Here is a 4,839-nt window from a genome sequence, read left to right as displayed (position 1 = left end):
AGGTGCGGGAGGCGCTGCAGATCGGGCCGGACGCGCCGATCATCACCACCGACGCGCGGCACCGTGCCGACGCCAAGAGCGCGCTGATCCATCTTGTCGAGCACGCGTTGCTCGCCCGCCTCAAGTGACCGTTCGGTGATCAACTGGCGGAGAAGCAGAGGGAGTTGATCGCAGGCGGTCCGGCCGCCGTTGTGTTCTTCGCCATGCCCGGCCTCCGACTTCATAACGTTTCGACAGACAATTGACCGCCCGTGGACACTGGCGGCGAGCGCGAGGCTCCGTTCCGCGCACGAATCGCGCCGCCCTTGCCCGTTGAAGGGTGAAATGACGGCATTTTCGCGCCGTCGGCTGCCACGGATCGGCAGTCGAGTCAAGTGTTTGGAAAGAGTAGCCCTGACGTGCTGAAATTCGCTGAACTCAGCAGTAGTCACGGCTGACCGAGGTCGGGGGCCGACGCCGAGAGGTGAGAAGTCGAGTGAGGCGTAGGAAGACGGGCTCCGCCCCGCAGTCCGGTGACGCGACGCGGGGCAACTTCACCCCGCCCTCGCGCACGGTCGCGGTGGCGGCCGACGCGCCGGGAGCCCCCGGCGCGAGCGGTGGACGCCTGGCCGTGCGCAACTGGCGGGTGCCCACCAAGCTGAACGCGATCCTGCTCATCCCGGTGCTGGTCGCCCTCGTCTTCGGCGGCTTCCGGGTCAAGGCGTCCATCGACACCTGGAGCGAGGCCGAGGACGCCCGGCACATCGCGGAACTCGTCCAGGCCGCCACGGACTACGGCAACGCCCTCATCAACGAGCGGGACCGCACCGCCGAACCGCTGCTCGCCGGCCGCCGCGACGACTCCCGGGTGCGGGAGCTGCGGGAGGCCTCGGACCGGGCGAAGGAACGGTTCGACGCCGCCGTCGAGGTGATGCCGGACAAGCCCGGCCTCAAGCGGCGGCTGGCCACCTTCCGCAAGGCCGAGACCAAGCTCGCCGGGCTGCGCGAGGCCGCGTACACCGACCGGCTGTCCGGCGTGCAGACCGAGGAGGGCTACGTCCGGGTCCAGCACCCGCTGATGGAGTTCGCCAACGAACTCGGCCTCGGCACCGGCAACGTCACCTCCTACGGCCGCACGGTCTACGCCGTCTCCCTGGCCAAGGCCGCCGAGTCCCTCCAGCGGTCCATCGGCATGCACCTGCTGCTGGAGCCGGGCCCCTCCGCCAAGGCGAAGAAGCAGCAGCTCACCGCCTTCGCCTCGTACGCCTACCTGGAAGAGATCGCCGTCGAGGAGTACGTCGGTGGTGGCCGCCCGCAGGACCTCGACCTGCTGCGCCGGGAGCTGAGCAAGGCCGAGGAGGAGGGCAAGCGGAAGATCGCGGCGGCCAAGACGGACGCCGAGGCCCAGGGCCGCTCCTTCGCCGCTCCGCCGGCGATGGACAAGATGGTCACCGCCATCGCGAGCGGGGCGGAGCCGGAGCAGTTGGAGGCCCGCGGCATCACTCCGGAGACCTGGTTCGCCGCGGCCACCTCCAAGTTCGACGGGTACCGCGCGGTCGAGTCCGAACTCACCGACCACGCGGTGAAGGAGACCGACCAGATCGCCTCCGACGCCAAGCGGGACGCCTTCGTCAACGGCGGTATCGTGGTCGCCGCGCTGCTCATCGCCTTCGTGCTGGCCGCGATGATGGCCCGTCACATGAGCAACAGCATGCGCGCGCTGCGCACCGCCGCCTTCGACGTGGCCGAGCAGCGCCTGCCGATGCTCGTGGACCAGCTCTCCCGCACCGAGCCCGGGCGCGTCGACACCCGGGTGGACGCGATCCCCATCGACAGCCGGGACGAGATCGGCGAGGTGGCCCGCGCCTTCGACCAGGTGCACCGCGAGGCCGTCCGGCTCGCCGCCGAGCAGGCGCTGCTCCGGGGCAACGTCAACGCGATCTTCACCAACCTCTCCAGCCGCAACCAGGGCCTCATCGAGCGCCAGCTCGAACTGATCACCGGGCTGGAGAACAACGAGGCCGATCCCGACCAGCTCGAAAGCCTCTTCCGGCTGGACCACCTGGCCACCCGCATGCGCCGCAACGGAGAGAACCTGCTGGTGCTCGCCGGCGAGGAACCGGGGCGTCGCTGGACCCAGCCGGTGCCACTGGTCGACACCATGCGCGCCGCGGCCTCCGAGGTGGAGCACTACGAGCGGATCGAGATATCCGGGGTGCCGGACAGCGAGATCCACGGCGCGGTCGTCACCGACCTCGTCCACCTGCTGGCCGAGCTGCTGGAGAACGCCGCGACGTTCTCCTCTCCGCAGACCAAGGTCCACGTCACCGCGACCCGGCTGCCGGACGGCCGGATCATGATCGAGATCCACGACAAGGGCATCGGTCTCACCCCCGAGGACTTCGCGGACATCAACCACAAGCTGGCGAACCCGCCCACCGTGGACGCCGAGGTCTCCAAGCGGATGGGCCTCTACGTGGTCGGCCGGCTCGCCGACCGGCACGGCATCCGGGTCCAGCTCCGCCCCTCCGGCGAGCAGGCGGGTACCACCTCGCTGGTCATGCTCCCCGAGGACCTCACCCACGGCGGTGGCGGCGACGAGTACGTCGAGGACGACTTCACCGTCTCCCGCATCGTCCCGGAGCAGCCGCAGGCCGCCGCACACCCCGGGTTCCACGGCGGTCCGCGTTCCGCCGCCGAGCTCGGCTTCGACGACTCCCGGTACGACCGCTCGTCCCCGCAACAGGACCCGGTGAGCCGCTCGCTGATGCGCGGGGAGCGCCGCGCGGCGCTGGGGATGCCCGACGCCCCGGAGCGGAACCCCGGCGGGCAGCCGGAGCACGGGCAGGCTCCGTACGGCGGCGGGTACGAGCCGGCGTACCCCGAGCCCGCCGGCGGCCAGGGCGACTACGACAGCGGCGCCGGCTACGGCCCCGCCCAGGGGACCGGCCATGCCTCCGGCTACTACGTGCCGCAGCAGCAGAACTACGCACCGCAGTCCCCCTACCAGCCGGAAGCGGAATCTCATCCCGGCGTTCCCGAGGGACCCGGGGACCGCGTAGGCTTCGAACGTCCGGGCCCCTCCTCGAGCGGCTTTCACCCCACCACCGGCGCGGGACTCCCGCGTCGGAACCCGGGACGGCAGCAGCCCGAAGAGGGTCCGGTAACGCAGCACCAGCCCGAAGCGGAATCTCCGTCGCAGGCGCCGCAGCCACCCCGGCCCGCAGCGCAGGCCTCCCCGGAGACCTCCGTGGACCAGTGGCAGTCGGCCAACGACGATCGCTGGCAGCGGGCCGGACGGCTGCGTGACCCGCAGGCCGGTGGCGTGACGGAATCCGGACTCCCGCGCCGCGTGCCCAGGGCCAACCTGGTCGAGGGCACCGCGGAGCAGTCCTCGCAGGGCGGCCCGCAGGTCTCCCGCGCGCCCGAGGACGTACGGGGCAGGCTCAGCAACCTGCACCGCGGCGTCCGCCGGGGGCGGAACGCGGGTGACGCCACCCAGAATGACCGACAGGGCTTCGGCCCCGGCAGCACCTACGATCAGGAGCGTTAGTGTGAGCCCGATGAGCCAGGCGGCGCAGAACCTGAACTGGTTGATCACCAACTTCGTGGAGAACACCCCGGGGGTGTCCCACACGGTGGTGGTCTCCGCCGACGGACTGCTCCTTGCGTTGTCCGAGGGCTTCCCGCGTGACCGTGCCGATCAGCTCGCGGCGGTGGCGTCGGGTCTGACCTCGCTCACCGCCGGAGCCTCCCGCATCTTCGAGGGCGGTGCGGTGAACCAGACGGTGGTGGAGATGGAGCGGGGCTTCCTGTTCATCATGTCCATCTCCGACGGTTCCTCGCTGGCGGTGCTCGCGCATCCGGAGGCCGACATCGGTCTCGTGGGGTACGAGATGGCGCTGCTCGTCGACCGCGCCGGCAGCGTCCTCACCCCGGACCTCCGCGCCGAACTGCAAGGCAGTCTTCTCAACTAGTTCTCAAACAGCAGACAGGCAGTGCGCATTGCGTCTCCGCCCCATAGGGTGCGGGGACGCGGTGCCGCTCCGCAGCCGAGGCACCAAGAGGCAGCACCTGGCAGAAGTGGTCCGCTAGTCCGTGAGCCGGAGGAGGAAACGTGACAACGCCCCCAGGCGGTCCGTCGTACGGCAATGGCCGCGACCAGCAGCAGCCGCAGGACTCACCCCTGAAGCGCTTCAACTTCCCCTCCGCGCCCAGCGAGCACGTGCGGTCCCAGCCGCAGCAGCAGCCGCAGCAGCCACAGCCGCAGCAGCAGCCGCACCACCATCAGCAGCCGCCTCAGCCGCCGCCCCACCAGCAGCCGCAGCACGAGCCGCCGCCGCCGTCCCGGATCCAGCCGGTGCAGCAGCCGCCCCGCCCGCGTCCCGAACCGGGCGGCGCGGGCGGCCCCGACGGCGGGCGCAGCGAACCGCAGCCGCTGGTGCGTCCGTACGCCATGACGGGTGGCCGGACCCGTCCCCGGTACCAGCTCGCCATCGAGGCACTGGTGCACACCACGGCCGACTCCGCGCAGCTCCAGGGCCAGCTTCCCGAGCACCAGCGGATCTGCCGCCTGTGCTACGAGATCAAATCGGTCGCCGAGATCTCCGCACTCCTCTCCATCCCGCTCGGCGTCGCCCGGATCCTCGTCGCCGACCTGGCCGAGGCCGGACTCGTCGCCATCCACCAGCCCGGTGGTGCCGAGTCGAACGCCGATGGCCAGCCAGACGTGACACTGCTCGAAAGGGTGCTCAGTGGACTTCGCAAGCTCTAGCGGCGGTGCTGCTGCCCGCTCCACCACGTCCGCGAAGATCGTGGTGGCCGGCGGCTTCGGCGTGGGCAAGACGACCTTCGTCGGCG

At 70.9% G+C, this 4,839-nt stretch carries 3 protein-coding genes and 2 pseudogenes; all 5 read left to right on the top strand.

What is annotated here, in order from left to right; all coding sequences use genetic code 11:
- Nucleotides 1-128 (top strand): annotated as a pseudogene (locus HOY81_RS26710) (ATP-binding protein); the annotation flags it as partial.
- A gap of 347 nt (nt 129-475) precedes the next feature.
- Nucleotides 476-3,532 (top strand): nitrate- and nitrite sensing domain-containing protein, encoded by a 3,057-nt coding sequence (locus HOY81_RS26705; RefSeq protein WP_237323281.1) that lies wholly within the window; start codon nt 476-478, stop codon nt 3,530-3,532.
- Nucleotides 3,533-3,542: 10 nt separating this feature from the next.
- Complete coding sequence (locus tag HOY81_RS26700; RefSeq protein ID WP_237323283.1) at nt 3,543-3,956, top strand: roadblock/LC7 domain-containing protein; 414 nt, start codon at nt 3,543-3,545, stop codon at nt 3,954-3,956.
- A 140-nt stretch (nt 3,957-4,096) separates the two neighbouring features.
- The gene (locus HOY81_RS26695) at nt 4,097-4,753 is read left to right on the top strand and encodes a DUF742 domain-containing protein (RefSeq protein WP_237323280.1); all 657 of its coding nucleotides are present in this window, start codon (nt 4,097-4,099) and stop codon (nt 4,751-4,753) included.
- Nucleotides 4,734-4,839: pseudogene (locus tag HOY81_RS26690) on the top strand (ATP/GTP-binding protein); the annotation flags it as partial. The gene HOY81_RS26695 and the pseudogene HOY81_RS26690, both read left to right, overlap by 20 nt.

This window comes from Streptomyces sp. JJ36 (assembly GCF_021696945.1).
Taxonomy (GTDB): Bacteria; Actinomycetota; Actinomycetes; order Streptomycetales; family Streptomycetaceae; genus Streptomyces.
This window is presented reverse-complemented; position numbering and strand designations above follow the sequence as displayed.

Bases quoted from the DNA above. Each gene is read 5' to 3' on its own strand.
- HOY81_RS26700 (WP_237323283.1), top strand. From the start codon at position 3,543: ATGAGCCAGGCGGCGCAGAACCTGAACTGGTTGATCACCAACTTCGTG.